The sequence below is a fragment of the Halomonas sp. TG39a genome (assembly GCF_000744395.1).
Lineage (GTDB): Bacteria > Pseudomonadota > Gammaproteobacteria > Pseudomonadales > Halomonadaceae > Vreelandella > Vreelandella ventosae_B.
Genome location: NZ_JQLV01000001.1, coordinates 2,891,103 through 2,909,519 on the forward strand (window position 1 = coordinate 2,891,103; position 18,417 = coordinate 2,909,519).

Annotated in this window: 16 protein-coding genes; 13 read left to right on the forward strand and 3 right to left on the reverse strand. The window is 58.6% G+C overall.

All coding sequences use genetic code 11. The features are described from left to right. Nucleotides 1-8: 8 nt before the first annotated feature. Nucleotides 9-881: a GNAT family N-acetyltransferase gene (locus U738_RS12945; protein WP_051912772.1), complete on the reverse strand. Its 873-nt coding sequence runs from the start codon at nucleotides 879-881 to the stop codon at nucleotides 9-11. 236 nt (nucleotides 882-1,117) lie between these two features. Here U738_RS12945 and U738_RS12950 point away from each other — a divergent pair, with 236 nt between their 5' ends. The 9 genes from U738_RS12950 to U738_RS12990 all read left to right on the forward strand — a co-directional run bounded on the left by U738_RS12950 (nucleotide 1,118) and on the right by U738_RS12990 (nucleotide 13,053). Next, nucleotides 1,118-2,593: an aldehyde dehydrogenase family protein gene (locus U738_RS12950; protein ID WP_035581165.1), complete on the forward strand. Its 1,476-nt coding sequence runs from the start codon at nucleotides 1,118-1,120 to the stop codon at nucleotides 2,591-2,593. A 52-nt stretch (nucleotides 2,594-2,645) separates the two neighbouring features. Then, the gene (locus tag U738_RS12955; RefSeq protein ID WP_035581167.1) at nucleotides 2,646-3,977 is read left to right on the forward strand and encodes an NAD(P)/FAD-dependent oxidoreductase; all 1,332 of its coding nucleotides are present in this window, start codon (nucleotides 2,646-2,648) and stop codon (nucleotides 3,975-3,977) included. A 168-nt stretch (nucleotides 3,978-4,145) separates the two neighbouring features. Continuing rightward, nucleotides 4,146-4,820, forward strand: a complete 675-nt coding sequence (locus tag U738_RS12960) for a haloacid dehalogenase type II (RefSeq protein ID WP_035581169.1) — start codon at nucleotides 4,146-4,148, stop codon at nucleotides 4,818-4,820. A gap of 34 nt (nucleotides 4,821-4,854) precedes the next feature. Beyond that, on the forward strand, nucleotides 4,855-6,129 hold the full coding sequence (locus U738_RS12965; protein ID WP_035581170.1) for an NAD(P)/FAD-dependent oxidoreductase: 1,275 nt from the start codon (nucleotides 4,855-4,857) through the stop codon (nucleotides 6,127-6,129). 161 nt (nucleotides 6,130-6,290) lie between these two features. Then, the gene (locus U738_RS12970; protein ID WP_035581172.1) at nucleotides 6,291-7,931 is read left to right on the forward strand and encodes an ABC transporter substrate-binding protein; all 1,641 of its coding nucleotides are present in this window, start codon (nucleotides 6,291-6,293) and stop codon (nucleotides 7,929-7,931) included. Nucleotides 7,932-8,035: 104 nt separating this feature from the next. Continuing rightward, on the forward strand, nucleotides 8,036-8,992 hold the full coding sequence (locus U738_RS12975; protein ID WP_035581174.1) for an ABC transporter permease: 957 nt from the start codon (nucleotides 8,036-8,038) through the stop codon (nucleotides 8,990-8,992). After that, nucleotides 8,989-9,897, forward strand: coding sequence for an ABC transporter permease (locus U738_RS12980; protein ID WP_081899099.1), 909 nt, complete (start codon nucleotides 8,989-8,991; stop codon nucleotides 9,895-9,897). The genes U738_RS12975 and U738_RS12980 overlap by 4 nt, the downstream gene beginning before the upstream one ends. Nucleotides 9,898-9,901: 4 nt before the next feature. After that, the gene (locus U738_RS12985) at nucleotides 9,902-11,560 is read left to right on the forward strand and encodes an ABC transporter ATP-binding protein (RefSeq protein ID WP_050713013.1); all 1,659 of its coding nucleotides are present in this window, start codon (nucleotides 9,902-9,904) and stop codon (nucleotides 11,558-11,560) included. A 32-nt stretch (nucleotides 11,561-11,592) separates the two neighbouring features. Then, a complete protein-coding gene (locus tag U738_RS12990; protein WP_035581176.1) occupies nucleotides 11,593-13,053 on the forward strand; it encodes an NAD-dependent succinate-semialdehyde dehydrogenase in 1,461 nt (486 codons plus the stop codon). 74 nt (nucleotides 13,054-13,127) lie between these two features. On the opposite strand, the gene U738_RS12995 is transcribed toward U738_RS12990, so the two are convergent. Then, on the reverse strand, nucleotides 13,128-14,054 hold the full coding sequence (locus U738_RS12995) for a 2-hydroxyacid dehydrogenase (RefSeq protein WP_035581178.1): 927 nt from the start codon (nucleotides 14,052-14,054) through the stop codon (nucleotides 13,128-13,130). A gap of 337 nt (nucleotides 14,055-14,391) precedes the next feature. Between U738_RS12995 and gabT the strand changes: the two genes are divergently transcribed. The 3 genes from gabT to U738_RS13010 all read left to right on the forward strand — a co-directional run bounded on the left by gabT (nucleotide 14,392) and on the right by U738_RS13010 (nucleotide 16,920). After that, on the forward strand, nucleotides 14,392-15,684 hold the full coding sequence (gene gabT, locus U738_RS13000) for a 4-aminobutyrate--2-oxoglutarate transaminase (RefSeq protein WP_035581180.1): 1,293 nt from the start codon (nucleotides 14,392-14,394) through the stop codon (nucleotides 15,682-15,684). Between the two features lie 37 nt (nucleotides 15,685-15,721). Then, on the forward strand, nucleotides 15,722-16,366 hold the full coding sequence (locus U738_RS22695; RefSeq protein ID WP_051912773.1) for a hypothetical protein: 645 nt from the start codon (nucleotides 15,722-15,724) through the stop codon (nucleotides 16,364-16,366). 65 nt (nucleotides 16,367-16,431) lie between these two features. Then, the gene (locus U738_RS13010; RefSeq protein WP_035581182.1) at nucleotides 16,432-16,920 is read left to right on the forward strand and encodes an Lrp/AsnC family transcriptional regulator; all 489 of its coding nucleotides are present in this window, start codon (nucleotides 16,432-16,434) and stop codon (nucleotides 16,918-16,920) included. 15 nt (nucleotides 16,921-16,935) lie between these two features. Here U738_RS13010 and U738_RS13015 read toward each other — a convergent pair whose 3' ends face one another. Further along, the gene (locus U738_RS13015; RefSeq protein ID WP_035581184.1) at nucleotides 16,936-17,829 is read right to left on the reverse strand and encodes a LysR substrate-binding domain-containing protein; all 894 of its coding nucleotides are present in this window, start codon (nucleotides 17,827-17,829) and stop codon (nucleotides 16,936-16,938) included. A gap of 184 nt (nucleotides 17,830-18,013) precedes the next feature. Here U738_RS13015 and U738_RS13020 point away from each other — a divergent pair, with 184 nt between their 5' ends. Then, nucleotides 18,014-18,349 carry a hypothetical protein gene (locus U738_RS13020; RefSeq protein ID WP_035581187.1) on the forward strand — a complete coding sequence of 112 codons (336 nt, stop codon included), beginning with the start codon at nucleotides 18,014-18,016 and terminating at the stop codon, nucleotides 18,347-18,349. Nucleotides 18,350-18,417 lie beyond the last annotated feature (68 nt).

Below are 18,417 nucleotides of genomic sequence, written 5' to 3' on the forward strand. Positions count from 1 at the left end.
CCTCCGTGTTAGCCCAGCGCCTGAGTCAGCATGCCAAAGCGCGTTAACGGCCCCTCCTCGACAGCCTCGCCACAGCGCATGCGGGTGATTTGATCGACACAGGTGAGTCCTAACACCGTCAGCCAGCTATCGTCGTCGGGATCGACTAAATCAATGCGTATAAAATCACCCTCAGCATCCGTCAGCAGCGCCAACACCAGCGCCTGCGCCTGTTCGGCACTGCGCGCCAGAATGGGGCCAATATGCTCGCCGCGCCCATAGGTACGCTTTAGCGCAAACCCTTCAATGACACCTGCCTTTTCAATCACCACTCCTCTATTAGCCGATTGAACGGCCACCGCATGAGCCGGGCTGTCGGGTGAGAGCGCGAGCAGTGCCGCCTGATCGCTTGCCGCCATCGCGCGTAAACCCGGCTCACGTGGCGCAGGCGGTGCACCGGTGACCACTCCTTGGTATTGGCAAATACGATTGCACTGCTCAAAGCCCAGTTTTTGGTACAGCGGCTGGCCCGCTTTCGTGGCGACCAACATCAGCGTTCGTGGGCCCGCCAGCGCCATCAGCCGTGCCATCATCTCGCGCCCGAGCCCGAGGCCCTGCCAATCGTTGCTAATAACCACCAGCCCTAGGGTGGCCACAGCCCCTTGATTAAAGCAGAGCCCAGTGCCCACCAGTTCACCGTCGACGCTTTCCAGCACGACGCCCTCACCCACCTCAAGCATCTGGCGCCAATCGTCAACACGATGAGGCCAGCCGAGGTTGAACGACAGGCGATGCGCTGCCTCCAGATCGTTAACGGTCATTGTTCGCCACGTTAAGTTCTCACGTTCAAAGCGGGCGGGAGCGCTAGCTAAAGAAGCAGACATCGAAGGGGAGTCAGTCATCGCACTATTTTCCTTGAGCTGGTGATGATCGGTTTGCCGCTACTTTGGCACTCAGGGAGGCGCTGTGCCACGCCGAAAAAGGGCGTTTGGTGCAATTCAGCAGATTTAACCGTCACTGCTATAGGTGAGCGCATCACCTGCGCACAAACGCCCTGTACTCAGCACCCCATGCTGGGGCATCCGACCTAGGATGGTAGCTAAACGAAAATGCTATTGGACTACCTTCAAGGACTCTCATGCCAAGTTTCGATCCTGCCCGTATTGCCTTGCCCTGTGCGCACTTTATTCAGGGACAGCGCGTAACTGACCCCAGCGCGCTCAGCGTATCCCGCCCCTCCGACGGCGCCGTTTATGCCGAACTACCCATGGCCGATGCCAATCGCGTCGATGATGCCGTCACCAGTGCTCACCAAGCGTTTGTGCGCGGCGACTGGTCACGCTGCGCGCCGCGGGAGCGGGCTCGCATCATGCGCCGCTGGGCAGACCTGATTGAGGCCGATATTGACTATCTCGCCCCGCTGGAATCCCTCGGCTCCACCCGGCCGATTGATCAGACCCGGACCTGGGATGTGCCCTACACCGCTGAGGGCATTCGCTTCTTTGCGGAATTCGCCGACAAGCACGGCGGCGAGGTAGCAGCGACCGCCCACGACCATCTGGGTATGCAGATTGCCGAGCCACTAGGCGTCGTTGGTGCGATAGCGCCGTGGAATTTCCCCCTCAGCATGACCTGCTGGAAGGTCGCCCCCGCTTTGGCCGCAGGCAACACAGTGGTGCTCAAACCCTCCGAGATGACCCCTTTCACCGCCGTGCGGCTGGCCGAGTTAGCCATTAAGGCGGGCATGCCTCCAGGGGTATTCAACGTCATTCAAGGCAATGGCCCCGTGACCGGCGACGCGCTATGCCGTCACCCCTATGTGGCCAAGGTCACCTTCACCGGCTCAACGGTGACAGGGCGCACCATCATGGGTGCCTGTGCAGAAACCGGACCCAAGCCGGTCACCCTGGAGCTAGGTGGCAAGAGCCCGCAACTGGTGTTTGCCGATATCCCGGATATTGATCGCACCGCTAAAACCCTCGCTGCGGCGATTACCGGCAACGCTGGGCAAGTATGCGTCGCAGGCTCACGGCTATTGATCCAACGCGAACTGTTGGAGCCCATGATTGAGCGCTTGAGCAAGCATTTTAACGCCCTCACCCCTGGCCCTACCTGGCAAACAGGTGGTTGGTTTTCACCGATTATTTCCGCTACCCAGTTGACCCGCATTGAATCCATTGTGGCACGCTCCCGCGAGGCGGGTGCTGAACTGCTGGGTGGTGGAGAGCGCTTTGAACGCAATGATGGCGGCCACTTTTACCAACCCACCCTGCTGCATACGAACGACCGCCACAATCCCGCCGTGGAGGAAGAAATCTTCGGCCCGGTGCTGACCATTCAAACCTTCGAGAGTGAAGAGGAGGCGTTAGCGCTGGCCGAACACGATGTTTACGGCTTAGCAGCTGGCATTCATACCGCTGACCTGGGGCGCGCGCTGCGCACGGTGCGCAGGCTTTCGGCGGGCACGGTATGGGTTAACCGTTACGGCCGCAGCAACGACTACATTCTGCCCACTGGCGGCTATAAGCGCTCAGGCGTAGGCCGTGACCTAGGCCGTGCCGCCTTTGACGCCTGCCTGCAGCATAAAAGCGTGCTGATTGATCTCGACCAGTGAGTGACGCAGCGAATTCGATGGTTACTTTATCTACCAAATAGAGGTAGCAAGTATGTTTATCAACGTAGACGCCGTGCACGACTCTCCTGCCCTGCCCGAACAGGTTGATGTGGTGGTTATCGGTGGCGGCATTGTGGGGACGACCGCCGCCTATGAGTTGGCTCGCCAAGGGGTATCGGTGGCGCTGCTGGAGAAGGGGCTTATCGGCGCTGAGCAATCAAGCCGCAACTGGGGCTGGGTACGCCAGCAGAATCGCGATATGTTCGAACTGCCGCTAGCCATGTATAGCCTCGATCGTTGGCAAGCGTTCTCCACCGAGATTGGGCGCGACGTGGGGTTTCGTCGCAACGGAATTGTTTACACCACCGATAGCCAAGCTAGCCTTGCTAAATGGGAGGCGTGGGGGCAACAGGCCCGGGAACAGGGCTTTACCAGCCATATGTTGAGTGCCGAAGAAGCCCGTGAGCGGGCGCCTGGCACTACCTCAACCTGCATTGGTGGCGTCTGGTCGCCCAGCGATGCCCAGGCCGAGCCCTCGATGGCCTGCTCGGCCATCGCTACTGGGGCCCGTGAACACGGCGCCTACCTTCACCAAAACTGTGCGGTGCGCGGCCTGGACCTGCATGACGGGCGTGTGGGCGGCGTTTGGACGGAGCACGGATTGATCAAAGCCTCGACGGTCATCTGTGCAGGCGGGGCCTGGAGTTCTCGCTTCTGCCGTCGCCACGGCGTTGAGCTACCTTCGGCCAATATCATGGGCACCGCACTGCAAACCACCGCCGCGCCGGAGATCACACCGGGCTGTCTGATCACCCCCAAGGTCGCACTGCGCCGCCGCCTGGATGGCAGCTACACCTTGGCGCTGCCAGGGCTTGGCCGGGTGGAAATCAGCCCCCAAGGGATTCGCTATGCGAGCAAATTCTACGCCGCCTACCGCAGCAAATTAGCCAAAAAGCTGCAAATCCGCATTGGCGCGTCTTTCTTTAACGGGCCAGAAGCGGCGGGTAGCTGGCAGTTTGATCAGGTATCGCCGTTTGAGCGCCAGCGCGTGCTTGACCCCACCCCTGACATTCCTCAGGCACGTGCTGCCCTGGCTGCCCTGCAGGCCGAGCACCCGGCGCTCAAAGGTGTCCATATTGCCCGCGCCTGGGCCGGCATGATCGATACTACGCCGGATATGATACCGATCATCTCCCCGGTGGATGCCATCCCCGGCTTTATCGTCGCCGCTGGCTTTAGCGGCCATGGCTTTGGCATTGGACCGGGGGCCGGCCGGTTAGCGGCTGATTTAGCCACCAATTCCTCGCCTGTGGTTAATCCCCTGCCTTATCACATCAAACGTTTTTCCGATGGCAGCCGTATCCGCCAGCCAGAAATGATGTAAATGGGCCGCCGCATTGTGTGCTGCATGGGCCAAAAAAAAAGCGCGTTTGTGTTAGTCAGGCGCGTACTTTCAGCGTCTGGCGACTGCTCGAGAATGCTGTAATGAAATGAGTGGCTGCGCTAAGAACTCTCCCACCACCACGATGATGACAAAAGAGGATCAAACAACATGAGCGAGATTATGCGCCCTAAGTACATCACCTTTGATTGTTACGGCACACTCACCAACTTCCAGATGGGGCGCATGACGCGCGAAATTTTTGCCGATCGTATCCCTGATTCAGAACGCATGGAACGCTTCGTACAAGATTTTGGTGCCTACCGTTATGACGAAGTGCTCGGCGAGTGGAAGCCCTACGCTGAGATTCTTTGCGCGGCGCTGGAGCGCACCTGCAAACGTTGGGGAGTCGAGTACCGTGACAACGAAGGCATGTTGTATTACCAGGCCGTCCCCACCTGGGGCCCGCACCCGGACGTGATTGAGGGGCTGGCAAAAATTGCCGACAAAATCCCCCTGGTGATTTACTCCAACGCCGATGACAGCCAGATCATGGCTAACGTGCAAAAGCTTGAGGTGCCCTTTCACAAGGTTTTCACTGCCGATACATTCAAAGTCTACAAGCCCCGTTTAGCCGCCTTCGAAGCCATGATCGACAGCCTGGATTGCCACCCCGAAGAGCTGCTGCACGTCTCATCGAGCTTCCGCTATGACCTTATTTCAGCTCACCTGATGGGCATCAAGAACAAGGCGTTTGTGGCGCGCAACCACGAGCCCTATTGCGACGGCTACGGGGCGACAAAGATTAACGATATCCGCGACTTGCCCGCGTTAGTCGGTCTCTAAACTGACCGTTTCGCCCACCGCGCAGGAGCCGCCCATGCAACTCAACTCCTATTGGCTGTCCACAGCGCCTCCCTTTACCGGGGGCCAGCAGGCATTCACCCAAGAGCACTACGATGTTGCGGTGGTGGGCGGTGGTTTTACCGGGCTATCGGCTGCCCGCACGCTAGCCTGGGGCGGTGCCCGTGTAGCGCTACTGGAGGCAGGCCAACTCATTGGTGAAGCTTCAGGGCGCAACGGCGGCCAGTGCAACACCGGCGTGGCCCAAGACTACGCCAGTCTGGTCGAACAGCTTGGCCGCGAGCGCGCGATTGCCCACTACACCACCTACGCCGATGCCGTCTCCAGCGTCGAGCAGGTGATGGCCGAAGAGGCGATCGACTGCGACTACCTGCACCACGGCAAGCTGAAGCTGGCGGCTAAACCGGAGCACTACGACAAGCTCGCGCGTACCTGCGACGCCATTCGCCGTGACGTGGATAGCGACGTAGAGATGCTCTCCGCAACCGCCGTTAGAGAGGAGGTCGATTCGCCGTTCTATTATGGCGGACTGCTGCAACATAACGGTGGCCAAATGCATATGGGCCGCTTTGGCATCGGCTTAGCCGAAGCGGCGGCCAGGCATGGCGCGCACATTTTTGAGCATACGCCGATGACCCGCTTAACCCGTGAGAAATCAGCGTATCGATTAGGCACACCCAGTGGCAATATTCGCGCCGAAAACATACTACTGGCCACCGGCGCATCGCAAACAGGCCCGCTGGGCTGGTTTCGCCGCCGTCTGGTACCGGTGGGTAGTTTTATCGTCGTCACCGAGCCTCTTTCAGCAGCGCAGTGTGCCCAGCTTCTTCCCCAGCGGCGCTCTTATGTCACTAGCCGCATTGTCGGCCACTACTTCCGGCTTACCGCCGATAATCGGCTGCTGTTTGGCGGTCGGGCACGGTTTGCCATGTCCGGCAGTCAATCGGATGCCAAAAGCGGCGAGATACTGCGCCGCGGCCTGGAAGAGGCTTTTCCCCAACTAAAAGGAGTGCGGCTCGATTATTGCTGGGGCGGGCTGGTCGATATGAGCCAAGACCGGTTTCCCCATGCAGGGCAGCACAACGGCATGTACTACGCCATGGGCTATAGCGGCCATGGGGTACAGATGTCGGTGCATATGGGGCATGTGTTAGCCGAGGTGATGCTTGGCAACCGCCAAAACCATCCTTGGCAGGATACCAAGTGGCCAGCGATTCCCGGTCATTTTGGCAAACCGTGGTTTTTACCCCTGGTGGGCAGTTGGTACCGACTACAGGATCGATTGCATTAAGCCACCATCCTAGCCCACACATTGCAAACAAGACTCACCAAGAGAGCGACTAACCAAAACAGCTATTAATAAAAAACAGCCACTAACAGAAATGGCTATAAAAAACTAAGCACGCGCTGCCAGACTCACAAAAACACTTAATCGCAGTAAGGAGAAGGCTTATGACACGTGAAAAAAATCCTAATGAACTGTTTGTTTCTCCCGAACAAAGCATGCAGGTTTACAACGCCATGCAGCGCGGGCTGTCTCGACGCGAGGCCATGAAAGTTATTGGCGCGGCGGGTGTCTTTGCCGCCGCGTCTGGCGCCTTTCCCGGTTTCTCTTCAGCCTGGGCGGCGGACAGCGAAAGCGCAACCCCCCAGTACGGCGGCAGTATTCGCGTCGCGGCACACTCGGCGTCCACGAAAGACACCCTGGATCCCGCCTTAGGGGCGACGGCGATCGACTATGTCCGCGCCTACATGTTTTATAACGGCCTAACCCAATACGATGAAGATCTGACGCCCCAGCCCTGCCTGGCGGAGTCGTTTGAGAATACCGATAACGGCAGCCACTGGATCTTTACCCTGCGGCGCGGCGTTACCTTCCACGATGGCAAACCATTGACACCCCAGGATGTGATCTTTTCGATCATGCGCCATCAGGATCCGGCGACGGGTTCAAAGGTCGCCTCCATGGTCGAGCAAATCGACAGTATCAGGGCCCTGGATGATCAGCGTGTCGAGTTCAACCTCTCCTCGCCCAATATCGAGTTGCCCTCTATCCTGGCCGTTTCGCACCTAGTGATTGTGGCCGATGGAACCACCGACTTCTCGAAAGGGCTGGGTACCGGCGCCTTTAAGTGTCAAGAGTTTACCCCCGGCGTGCGTTCGATCGGCGTTCGGAATGAGAACTACTGGCGCGATGGCTATCCCTACCTGGATTCCATCGAGGTGGTGGGGATTAGCGACGAATCGTCACGGGTCAATGCACTGCTCTCTGGCGATGTGCAGATGATCAATGAAGTCAGTGGCAACTCCGCAGAGCGCTTGAAAACCAGTGACGGCTATCAGGTAAAAGCGACGAACGCCGGTAACTACACCGACCTGGTCATGCGCTTTGACCAACAGCCCACCAGTCGCCCCGAATTCCGCGAGGCGATGAAGTACCTCTTCGACCGCGAGCAGATCAAACGCGTCGCCCTGCGCGGCTATGGCGAGATCGCCAACGACCAGCCGATTATCTCCAGTTCCCCCTACTACTTCGATGGGTTACCCCAGCGCGAGTACGACCCGGAGCGGGCCGCCTCCTTGCTTGCCAAGGCGGGGGTTAGTGGAGCAACAGTACCGCTGGTGGCGTCGCCTGCGGCTTCCTCGTCGGAAGATATGGCCGTGCTACTCCAGCAGTCCGCGGCACAGGCAGGGCTCAACCTGAATATCAACCGGGTTCCCTCCGACGGCTACTGGTCGAACCACTGGATGAAGCACCCACTTGGGTTCGGCAATATCAACCCGCGCCCCACGGCGAATATTTTGCTCTCCCAGTTCTTTCTCTCCAGCGCTGCCTGGAACGAATCCGGCTGGCAGAACGAGCAGTTCGATCAACTGGTGATTGCCTCCCGAGGTGAACCCGATGAGGCCACCCGCAAGCAGATGTATGCCGATATGCAGACCATGATTCATGAAGAGGGCGGCATCGGCATCCCCGTCTTCCTAAGCAGCATCGAAGGCTTTGATGGGCGCATTGGCGGGATGGATCGCACCGTCCCCCTGGGCAGCTTCATGGGCTATATGTTCGCCGAGCATATCTGGTGGAAAGGCTAATTCCTGCTCTCCCTACTGTGATCACAGGCCATGGACATCATCACCAGGACGTTTAATTTCTACCCTGGTGATGATCAACATGGCCCTTGAGCCGGAGAAGAAAGATGCGCGACTCTCTCTTTGGACTGGTGCTAGGTCGCTTGGCCTCCAGTCTTATTACCCTGCTGCTGGTATCGCTGGTGATCTTTGCGATTACCTCACTGCTGCCAGGCGATACCGCCCAGCAGGTGCTGGGGCAGTTTGCCACCCCGGAACAGGTGGAGGCGCTGCGTGCCCAGCTAGGCCTTAATCAGCCGCCCTTGCTGCGCTACTGGCAGTGGCTGAGTGGCTTTGCCACCGGCGACCTGGGCCGCTCCGCCAGCAATGGTGTGGATGTCATACAGCTGGTCAATGACCGGCTCCCCAATTCGTTACTGCTAGCCGCGATTACCACCGCTATCTCTGTCCCTGTGGCGCTGACTATGGGTATCGCCGCCGCCATGCGCCGGGGTGGGGTGCTTGACCGCACCCTGAACCTGATCACCCTGTCGATGGTGGCGGTACCCGAGTTTCTGGTCGCCACCCTGGCGGTGCTGATTTTCGCCGTGCAACTCGGCTGGTTACCGGCACTCTCCTATGTCTCCACCGTCGACAGTTTCGGCGCCTTTATGAAAGTTTACGCCATGCCGGTGCTCACCCTGTGCAGCGTATTAATTGCCCAAATGGCACGTATGACACGGGCGGCCTTAATCGATCAGCTCGACAGCGCTTATGTGGAGATGGCGCGTCTCAAAGGCGTTCCGCCCATGCGTCGCGTACTGCGCCACGCGCTGCCTAACGCCGTCGGCCCGATTGCCAATGCGGTGGCCCTGAGCCTCTCTTATCTACTGGGCGGGGTCATCATTGTCGAAACCATCTTCAACTATCCAGGCATCGCCAGCTTAATGGTCGATGCGGTTTCCAACCGGGATCTCGCCCTGGTACAGGCCTGCGCCATGATCTTTTGCGGCGCTTATCTGCTGCTGGTCATGCTGGCTGATCTATGCGCGATCCTCTCTAACCCGAGGCTGCGAAACCGATGAACGACACCAAGACAATGCCCGCTAGCAAGAGCAACCGTCATCCCTATGTCTCGCCAAGAAGCCGCCTGCCAATAGCAGTGCCAAAACAGCGCAACCGTTCAGGGTGGCAACTCACCCGCTGGATTGGCCTGAGCTTGTTCAGCTTTTGGCTGTTAGTGGCACTGTTTGGGCCACTGTTAGCGCCCTATCCCATGGGGGCTTTTGTCTCTGACCAAATATACGGCGGGGCAAGTTCGGCACACCTGCTGGGCACCGACTATATGGGCCGCGATATGCTCAGCCGCATGCTCACTGGGGCGCGCTATACCGTGGGGCTGGCGTTAGTGGCCGCGCTGCTGTCAACTCTGGTTGGGGCGGGCTTTGGCATGTTAACGGTGCTCCTACCCCGCTGGCTCGAGGAGAGCGTTCGGCGGATATTCGACACGCTCATCTCGATTCCCAGCAAAATGATGGCCCTGGTGATGGTCTCCGCCTTTGGCACCTCTATTCCTCTGCTTATCCTGGCGGCAGTGCTCAGCTATGCGCCGGGCTCTTTTCGCATTGCCCATAGCTTGGCCAAAAATCTCGCCACCCTGGAGTACGTGCAGGTCGCTCGTACTCGGGGAGAAGGACGGCTGTATATCGCCGCCGTGGAAATTTTTCCCAATATGATCCAGCCCGTGCTCACCGATATGGGCATGCGCTTTGTGTTTATCGTACTGCTGCTCAGCGGCATGAGCTTTCTGGGCTTAGGCGTGCAACCGCCGGTCGCCGACCTAGGCTCCCTGGTGCGTGAAAACATCGGTGGTCTTAGCCAGGGTGCGTTGGCAGTGATTGCCCCGGCCTTGGCGATTGGCTCATTAACCGTCGGTGCCAACCTGTTGATCGACAGCCTCTCGAACAGCCGCGATAACCAGAAGGAGTGATGCCATGCAAGGTGAATCGCTGATCGTACGCGATCTTGATATCTGTGCGACCCCGCCTGGTGAGGAGGAGCGCACGATCGTCAGCCAGATCAATTTCGCGCTCAAGCCAGGCGAAGTGATGGCACTAATCGGTGAATCCGGTTCAGGCAAGACCACCATTGCGCTGGCCATGATGGGCTACGCCCGGCTCGGCTGCCGGATCGCCGGGGGCAGCGTGCAGCTGGGAGAGACCGACATACTCACCCTCTCTGCGGTGGAAACCCGCGCGTTGCGCGGCCACCGGGTGACCTACATTGCCCAAAGCGCTGCGGCCGCCTTCAACCCCTCGCGCCGCCTGATGGACCAAGTCATCGAAGGCGCGCTTATCCATGGCGTTATGGATCGACAGCAAGCTCAGCAGAAAGCCATTCAGCTGTTTGGCGAGCTGGCCCTGCCCGACCCAGAACATATCGGCGACCGATACCCCCACCAGGTCTCCGGGGGCCAGCTACAGCGCCTTATGGCCGCCATGGCCTTGATTACCGATCCCGCCCTGGTGATTCTGGATGAACCGACCACGGCATTGGATGTGACCACTCAGGTCGATGTGCTGCGGGCCTTCAAGCGCGTTATGCGCGAGCGGGGTACCACGGCGCTGTATGTCTCTCACGACCTCGCCGTGGTGGCGCAGATTGCCGATCACGTGCTGGTGCTACAGGCCGGGGAGGAGCAGGAGCAAGGGCCCATTGGGCAAATCCTGGACAATCCAGGCCATGCCTACACGCGTAGCTTATTGGCGGCGGCGCGACCGGAGACCCGCGTGCCCACCGGCCTTCCGGCAAGCGGCGACGAATTGTTGCGCATTGATGATCTGCAAGTGGGCTACGGGCGCTGTGATCGCAATGGGCTGCCGAATAATGTCGTGCTGGATCATATCCAACTGCGCATTGATCGCGGCCAGGCGTTAGGCGTGATTGGTGAATCCGGGTCAGGCAAGTCAACGCTTGCCCGGGCAGTCGCTGGCCTGGTGGCACCGTCACGGGGGGAAGTTCAGTTCAATTGCCGTGAGCTACCGCCGACGCTGCGTGGCCGCATACCCGACCAGTTTCGGCGTATCCAGATCGTTTTTCAGAGCGCCGACAATGCGCTAAACCCGGCCCACTCGGTTAGGCGGCTGCTCAATCGGCCACTGGAAACCTATTTTCAGATGAGCCGCGATGCCCGTCAGCGTCGGGTTGAAGAGTTGATGGACTTGGTCAAACTGCCGCGCACGTTGCTCGACCGCAAGCCCAGCGGGCTATCGGGTGGCCAGAAGCAGCGCGTCAACCTCGCCCGGGCGCTGGCCGCGGAACCCGACCTGATCCTCTGCGACGAAGTGACCTCGGCGTTAGATACCGTAGTGGGCGCTGCAATTCTCGAGCTGCTGGCCGAACTGCGCCGTGAACTGGGCGTTGCCTACCTGTTTATCAGCCACGATATCTCGACGGTGCGCTCGCTGTGCGACGACGTCATGGTGCTTTACCAGGGGGAATGTGTGGAGTTCGGCCCCTGCAGCACGGTGCTCAACCAGCCACAGCACGACTACACCCGCAAGCTGATCGGCTCAGTGCCTGAACTACAGCCTGGCTGGCTGGAGGGGTGCCAATGGTCGACCCATACGCAGCCCTCAACCGCGCCCGTTTAATCACTAGCCCTATTAATGACAAGGAGAAAAGCATGCCGACGCTGCCCCTCAATGACCGTAACCTGCTACGTGAGCAGGCCTTTATCAACGCACAATGGTGCGACGCCGACGATGCGGCCACGCTGACCGTCACCAACCCCGCCACCGGCGAAGCGCTGGCTAGCATACCCAGCATGGGTGCCAACGAGACCCGCCGGGCAATCGAGGCCGCCGAAGCGGCGTGGCCCGCCTGGCGTGCGCAAACAGCGGCAGCGCGCGCAGCACTGCTGGAGCGCTGGCATGCGCTGATACTGGAAAACAGTGAGGACCTGGCGGTATTGATGACCCTTGAACAGGGGAAGCCGCTGGCCGAATCACGAGGAGAGGTTCAGTACGGCGCAAGTTTTATAAAGTGGTTTGCGGAAGAGGCACGCCGCGCCTATGGCGAGACCATCCCCTCCCCCACCGCGGATCGCCGAATTGTGATCCTCAAACAGCCAGTGGGCGTGTGTGGTGCGATTACCCCCTGGAACTTCCCCATCGCCATGATTACCCGCAAGTGCGCGCCCGCGCTGGCGGCCGGATGCCCGATTGTCATCAAACCGTCGGAGCTGACGCCGCTGTCAGCACTGGCCTTGGCAGTGCTTGCAGAGCGTGCGGGTTTCCCCCCCGGGGTGGTGAATATCGTCACCGGGCTGCCTGAAGGGATTGGCGGTGAGCTGACCTCCAACCCCACCGTGCGCAAACTCTCCTTCACCGGCTCAACCCGGGTGGGCAGCCTGCTGATGCGCCAGAGTGCCGACGATATCAAGCGCCTCAGCCTGGAGTTGGGCGGTAATGCCCCGCTGATCGTGTTTGACGATGCCGACCTGGAACTGGCGGTGGCCGGGGCTATGGCGAGCAAGTTCCGCAACGCGGGCCAAACCTGTGTTTGCGCTAACCGCATCCTGGTTCAATCCGGCATTCATGACCGCTTTGTCGCCCGCTTGGCGACCGAAATCAAGGCGTTACGCTGTGGCGATGGGATGGAGGAAGGCACAACCATCGGGCCATTGATCAATGACCAGGCGGTGAGCAAAGTCGCCCGCCATCTCGATGATGCCTTGTCCCACGGTGCTGAACGGGTGCTCGGCGATGTCCCCAGTGGTCAGGATCGCTTTGTGGCGCCGGTACTGCTCACCAAGGTAACCGAAGCCATGCTGGTCACCCAGGAAGAGACCTTTGGCCCCGTCGCCCCCATTATGCAATTTGAGCACGAAGAAGACGCTATTCGTATTGCCAACGCGACGCCCTTTGGGCTAGCCGCTTACTTCTTCACCGAAAGCGTACGCCGGGCCTGGCGGGTCGGCGAAGCGCTGGAGTTCGGCATGGTCGGCCTCAACACCGGCTCCATTTCCATGGAAGTCGCGCCGTTTGGTGGCATGAAACAGTCGGGGCTGGGCCGTGAAGGTGCCCGCCAGGGGCTGGATGAGTACCTGGAAGAGAAAGCGTTTCATATGGGCGGGCTGAACTAACACGGACTTAACGAACGCCAACATACCCCACTCGCTCGCCGTTACTCAGAGCGAGCGAGAGGGGAAACGCTATTCTAGTAACCACGCTGCAGATCGACACGGCCAACCATTGGTTCACCGCGTTGATAACGACGCAGGTTGTCAAGCAGGACAGGGAAAGCGCTATCGGGCTGTGTCATCGCGGCCACGTGGGGCGTCAGCAAAATCCGCTCGTCTTGCCAGAAGGGGTGATCGTCGGCGGGTGGTTCTTCGCTCAACACATCCAATACCACCGCACTCAACTGCCCGTCGTCGAGGGCTTGCGTCAGGTCGTGTTCAACCAAGTGCTCACCACGGCCAATATTGATCAAGGCCGCACCTTTAGGCATACGCGCAAATAGGTCTGCGTTGAGGATTCCTCGGGTGGCGTCGGTCAGTGGCAGCACGCAGATCACAATATCGCTTGAGGCCAGAAACCCATCCAGCGCTTCCTCACCACTATGACAGTGAACATTAGCCAGCTCTCGTGGCGAACGCGCCCACCCGCTCACGTCAAAACCGTAACCAGCTAGATGGGTGGCAATAGCGCATCCCAACTGGCCTAAGCCAAGAATCCCGATACGCCGCTTTTCGGTGGGCACAAGCATATGCGCTTGCCACTGCCCCTCGCGCTGCTGGCGCGCATAATCACCCATCCTGCGGTGCAGCCATAGCGTTGCAAAGGTGGCGTACTCAATCATTCCGCGCTCAATGGCAGGGTCGAGCATCCGCACGACCGGCAGCTCTGGAGGCAGTGCGTCAAACTCAAACTGATCGACACCCGCGGAAGTGGCAAACAGCACCTCAAGGGACGGCAGGCACGCCATTATGTTCTCCGGGGGCATCCACGCTAGCAAGTAGCGGATCTCGTCCGGGTCACCCATATCGGGCCATTGGCGGAACTCAATATCCGGCGCGTATTGGGCAAAAAGTTCTTTCCACCGGGCGCCGCGCACCGGGTCAGATTTATACAGCAGTGCCATAGCAGCGTCTCCTTAGCTAAAACGTCATCCTACGGTGGTTTGAGAGGCAGCGGATACCGTTTTGGCGGCTGTGGAGCGAAGCGGTGCGTCTAAATCGACGATTAAGGCGCAGATTACACTGCGCTCCCCCATGACAGTGAATCATGCTGCACAAGCTAGACAATACGAAGGATTACGCGGTTGCTGACGCCATGCCAAGCGTATCTGGTTTGCTAACAGCGGTAAGCTCAAAAACGTATGGGTGTTGGCGTTCGCTCTCCACGTTCTAAAGACAGCGCCAACACACCACAACATGACCATAGTGACTATATCGCGACAATGTTTAAGGAGCCCGCAGATGAATACCGATGCCCACCCTTCTCACTCAATGCTACGCCAGCGGGAGCAGTGCATTCCCCGCGGTGTGGTCAATGCCCATCCTATTGTCATTTCCCATGCTCGCGGTAGCGAAGTCTTCGACGCGGATGGCCAACGCTATCTGGATTTTGTCGGCGGGATCGGCGTACTCAACGTAGGCCACAATCACCCCCGCGTCGTTGCTGCGGTTCAGGCCCAAGTGGAACGTATTTCCCACATGAGTTTCCAGGTGGCGGCCTACCCAGGCTATATAAAACTGGCTAGCCAGCTGGCTCAGTTGGTCGGTGGTGACAACGCCTACCAAAGCGTGCTCTTTACCTCCGGCGCTGAAGCAGTGGAAAACGCCATCAAAATTGCCCGTTCCCACACGGGACGCCCCAACGTGATTGCCTTTCGCGGTGGCTTTCATGGACGCACGCTGCTGGGCACCACGCTAACCGGCATGAGCCAGCCCTATCGGCAAAACTTTGGCCCTTTTGCCCCCGCTATTCACCACGTTAGCTACCCGGATGCGCTGCGGGGTGTTAGCAGTGAGGATGTGCTTGCCGAGCTGGATACGCTGTTCGCCACTGAAGTCGTCCCCGACCAGGTTGCCGCTATCCTGATTGAGCCCGTTCAGGGTGATGGCGGTTTTCTTCCTGCCCCAGTCGCGTTTATGCAGGCGCTTCGCGCTTTAACCGAACGCCACGGCATCGTGCTGATCGCCGATGAGATTCAGACCGGCTTCGGGCGCACGGGCAAGATGTTTGGCTTTGAACACAGCAATATTCAGCCTGACCTTGTCACTGTTGCTAAAAGCCTGGGCGGAGGCTTGCCGATTTCAGGCGTGGTTGGGCGCACTGAGATCATGCAAGCTCCCGCGCCGGGTGGGCTCGGCGGCACCTATGGGGGCAGCGCGCTGAGCTGCGCGGCAGCACTGGCGGTGCTAGATATTTTTGCAGACGAGCAACTGCTTGAGCGTGGTATCGCCATGGGAAAACGCCTGGAAACAGGGCTGCGTCGGCTGCAAGCCAAACATCCTGTGATTGCCGAGGTACGTGGGCAAGGCCCGATGCTTGCTATCGAGCTTCTCAAGGGCCCACGGGTAACACCTGAAGACGCTGCGCTAGTGCAACAGGTCATTGATCACTGTCGTGAAGCGGGTTTGCTGGTGATTAAGTGCGGTGTATACCGCAATGTGATCCGCTTTCTGGCACCGCTGACTACCAGCGACCAGCAAACCGACGAAGCACTAGAGATTTTGGACGACGCGCTATCCAACGCCACGCACTAATGCTTGTTAATCGCCAACGCCGGGAGAGCAGGACATCATGCCATTGACTGACTATACGACGCTATGCATGGATGCCCATGGCGTGCTGATTGATCGGGATAGAGACATTGTGCGGGGCCTAACGCCACTGTTAGCGATGCTGCCCAACCCGCCACCACAGGAGCAGGTATTAGCAGACTATGTGCATGCGCTGCACGAGTTGACGGATGAGCAGATGGGCGCCGTTTCTGCCCACTGCACGGTCTATCGCGCCCTGGCGAGCAGTTGGGGGCTGGAGGCAGATTGGCAACAAGGAATTGAATTCGCCAGTTCGCTGGGCTTTGGATCGCTTTATGAAGATGCCCCTGGCGCTATCCACTACCTGCGCAAGTTCTATCAGCTCAGAGTAGTCACTTCCCTGAATGAGCAGGAGTTCTTTGCTTTTAATCAGCGCATTGGCCTTTCCGGTAGTGAGCGGCTCACCACCGGCAGCTTTGTGGCCGCGCGTGCCAAGCTGCGGGAGATGGAGGCGGATAGCCAGGTTCTGCTCTTAACGGCTGGCCCCCCATCAGTGAATAGCCGAGGCGGGCACTGCCGTATCACGCGCAGTGCCAAAGCCGAGCAGCCCCAAACGCAGTCATTTATCTCGCTAAGTGATTTTATTTATCAACACCAGCTTGCTCTACGCGGAGAATTGCTTTAGACAAAGGTATTAGTCAAAAACCGCGGGGCGACTTCCACCGCCCCCTAATAAGTAAAGGACTTTACATGGTGGCTAGCGTTCGTCTTGATCGTATCGACATAAATATTCTTGTTCAGCTTCAAGCAGATGGACGGATGACCAACGTCCATTTGGCCGATGCTGTCGGGCTATCGCCCAGCCCCTGCCTACAGCGAGTCAAGCGACTAGAAGCCGCTGGCTATATCACTTCGTTTCAAGCCCGACTCAATCTATCGAAAATGATGGAAAGCGTTACCGTCTTTACGGAGGTCACCCTGTCGGATCACCACCGGGAAGATTTTCTACGCTTTGAACAAAAAATTCGTCAGGTTGATGAAGTCATGGAGTGCCATCTCATCAGCGGTGGCTATGACTATTTACTGCGTTTTATCACCCGCAGTATTGCCCATTATCAACGCGTGATGGAGGCACTTATCGAGGACGAAATTGGCATTGAAAAGTACTTCAGCTATATCGTTATCAAGACGCCCATCAATAAAGAGCAGCTTCCGCTTCGCACCTTAATGGAGGGTTAGCACAGAGAAAAATGCTCACTTCTCCCGAAACGCCTCGACCACCCGCTCAGCCAGCACCTCACTGGCGTCGCCACTACCCACACGCTTGACGAGAGATACCTGATAGTCACCCAACGGCGGTAGTGAATCATTACTTAGTCGTTTGAGCGGCGGGCGGATCAAGCTTTTAGGGAAAGCCGTCACGGCCAAATCGGCCTGCATGGCCGCTTCCTGCCCGGCACAGTGGTCGCAGGAGTAAGCGATTCGGTAAGCAATCCCTGCTTGATCAAGGGCATTAAGGGTAATTCTGCGCCACGCACACCCCTGCTGGGCCAGGGTCACAGGCAGTGGCGTTCGCTGCACGGCAACGCCATCCTCACGGCCCGCCCACACTAGCGGTTCGCTGTGGACGATCTCTCCCCGCGTCGCCTGACCAGGCCCTCCAGCCATCACCAGGGCAAGATCAAGCTCCCCCTCGTCCAACCTGGCAAGCAGGTCTTTGCTGCGTCCCACCTCGACATCGACCTGCACCGCCGGGTGCGAGCGGGCAAACTGGGCGAGTACCGTGGGTAAAATACGCCCTACCACGTCATCCGTTATCCCCAGCCCTACACGCCCCTCTATGGTAGGGGCTAAAAACTGGGTCACGGCTTCCGCATTGAGTTTCAGTAGCCGCCGCCCATAACCCAGCAGCACTTCCCCCTCAGCAGTCAGGCGTACGTGCCGCGCCTCGCGGACAAACAGCGTCTGGCCGAGGATCTCTTCCAGGCGTTTGATCTGCATACTCAGCGCGGAAGGGGTGCGAAATAGCTGCTGGGCGGCGCGGGTGAAGCTGCCACTTTCGGCAATGGTCACAAAGGTGCGCAGCACCTCGCTATCCAGTAGCGGCAAGACGGCCCGGCTGGGAGCTATGCTAGAGAGTTGATTCATCACACCCACCTTTCAGAAAAATTTAACTCACAGTGTAGTTCTTTTCGTTTGATTGATCCAAGGTAAAGCGCCAAGCTGATAACCAGAGGTCGCGACCCTCCACTTATTAATCACAAAACACACCTGCCGAAAGGGTGCTCATGCGCCGTTTAGCCAACTGCAGGCGTGGAAATGGAGGTGCGCGATGAAGTGTGAAAACCCTATCCAACATGCCCATAACGCCTGGGAAAAAGCCAGCCAATTGGCGCCGCCGCCCAAGCCGCCACAATTGCAGTTTTACATGCCTGCCATGCCGTCAATGCGGATGATTCGAGCGCTCGATATGCGCTGGTGGCGTTACCGGCGCCGGCGACTATTTCGCCGCCATATCTTGCCGCTACTCGCTTACGACGATCAGGTACTACGGGATATTGGCCATTGCCGCGAAGATATTCTCTGGGCCAACCAGTTGCCATTAAAGGTCGATGCCCTTCAGGCGTTAAAGACCCGGCAGAAAACAGGCCATGTACTTCAAAGCTAACACCAAAAAAGCGTCGAACCTGGAGGGGTTCGACGCTTGTATCGACTTGCTACTGAGTATTTAAGCCT

Excerpts from the sequence above, each read along its gene's own strand:
- U738_RS12945 (WP_051912772.1), bottom strand. The coding sequence starts at position 881 with ATGACTGACTCCCCTTCGATGTCTGCTTCTTTAGCTAGCGCTCCCGCC.
- U738_RS12950 (WP_035581165.1), top strand. The coding sequence starts at position 1,118 with ATGCCAAGTTTCGATCCTGCCCGTATTGCCTTGCCCTGTGCGCACTTT.
- U738_RS12955 (WP_035581167.1), top strand. The coding sequence starts at position 2,646 with ATGTTTATCAACGTAGACGCCGTGCACGACTCTCCTGCCCTGCCCGAA.
- U738_RS12960 (WP_035581169.1), top strand. The coding sequence starts at position 4,146 with ATGAGCGAGATTATGCGCCCTAAGTACATCACCTTTGATTGTTACGGC.
- U738_RS12965 (WP_035581170.1), top strand. The coding sequence starts at position 4,855 with ATGCAACTCAACTCCTATTGGCTGTCCACAGCGCCTCCCTTTACCGGG.
- U738_RS12970 (WP_035581172.1), top strand. The coding sequence starts at position 6,291 with ATGACACGTGAAAAAAATCCTAATGAACTGTTTGTTTCTCCCGAACAA.
- U738_RS12975 (WP_035581174.1), top strand. The coding sequence starts at position 8,036 with ATGCGCGACTCTCTCTTTGGACTGGTGCTAGGTCGCTTGGCCTCCAGT.
- U738_RS12980 (WP_081899099.1), top strand. The coding sequence starts at position 8,989 with ATGAACGACACCAAGACAATGCCCGCTAGCAAGAGCAACCGTCATCCC.
- U738_RS12985 (WP_050713013.1), top strand. The coding sequence starts at position 9,902 with ATGCAAGGTGAATCGCTGATCGTACGCGATCTTGATATCTGTGCGACC.
- U738_RS12990 (WP_035581176.1), top strand. The coding sequence starts at position 11,593 with ATGCCGACGCTGCCCCTCAATGACCGTAACCTGCTACGTGAGCAGGCC.
- U738_RS12995 (WP_035581178.1), bottom strand. The coding sequence starts at position 14,054 with ATGGCACTGCTGTATAAATCTGACCCGGTGCGCGGCGCCCGGTGGAAA.
- gabT (WP_035581180.1), top strand. The coding sequence starts at position 14,392 with ATGAATACCGATGCCCACCCTTCTCACTCAATGCTACGCCAGCGGGAG.
- U738_RS22695 (WP_051912773.1), top strand. The coding sequence starts at position 15,722 with ATGCCATTGACTGACTATACGACGCTATGCATGGATGCCCATGGCGTG.
- U738_RS13010 (WP_035581182.1), top strand. The coding sequence starts at position 16,432 with ATGGTGGCTAGCGTTCGTCTTGATCGTATCGACATAAATATTCTTGTT.
- U738_RS13015 (WP_035581184.1), bottom strand. The coding sequence starts at position 17,829 with ATGAATCAACTCTCTAGCATAGCTCCCAGCCGGGCCGTCTTGCCGCTA.
- U738_RS13020 (WP_035581187.1), top strand. The coding sequence starts at position 18,014 with ATGAAGTGTGAAAACCCTATCCAACATGCCCATAACGCCTGGGAAAAA.